This window comes from Rhodobacter sp. P2_H5 (assembly GCF_056403335.1).
In genome coordinates this window covers 1-798 of the sequence record NZ_JBFUFS010000099.1, presented here as the reverse complement: position 1 = coordinate 798, position 798 = coordinate 1, and the positions used below count along the sequence as shown (strand labels likewise).

Genomic DNA, 798 nt, shown 5'->3' with positions numbered 1-798 from the left:
GGTGTTGACCGTTTTCAACCTTAAAGGCGGCTCCGCAAAAACGTCGACGGTCACGCACATCGGCCAACTTCTGGGCCTTCGGGGTTACAGAGTGTTGCTTGTCGACCTCGACAGCCAGGGAAGTCTCACCAGTCTTTTCGGGGTTACGCCCGAACTCGACCCGGACATGCCGACCTCCTACGATCTGATCCGAACCGAGAGCCCCCTGCCCGCTTCAGAGATCATCAGAAAGACCAATTTCCCAACGGTTGACCTCATCCCGGCTTCCATGGACATCATGGAATACGAATTCGAGGTTGCGCTAAGTTTCCGCCACGGAACAACGACTTTTCACAGCCGGATCCGCGATGCACTCGAGCCGATCTTGGACAACTACGACATTGTCATTTTTGACACCCCGCCGCAGCTAAACTTCACTGTGATCTCTGCGCTCTTCGCATCCACCGGTGTCGTTATCCCGCTTAACGCGTCGATGCTGGACGTCATGTCACTGGCCAGCTTTCTGGGCATGGCAAGCAACCTGATGGCGGTTGTCGAATCACATGCGCCGGAACACGGGCTTAACTTCGTGAGGATCCTGATCACGCGCTACGAGAACACGGATGGGCCACAAGTGCAGATTTCCTCGCTTTTGCGCACGGTCCTCGGAGATGCGGTGCTTCCCGCCGAATTCTTGAAGTCAACGGCGGTCGGTGATGCTGCAAATACCCAGCAAAGCATCTTCGAGGTCGAACCGCGCGATGTGAATCGCAAGACATACGAACGCGCCATCGAGTCCGTTTCTCGCGTAACAGACGA

1 protein-coding gene is annotated in these 798 nt (G+C 55.9%); it reads left to right on the top strand.

Annotated elements, in window-relative coordinates; genetic code table 11:
- A partial coding sequence (locus AC1DVR_RS23700; RefSeq protein WP_478003079.1) for an AAA family ATPase occupies positions 1–798 on the top strand: 798 nt, incomplete at both ends.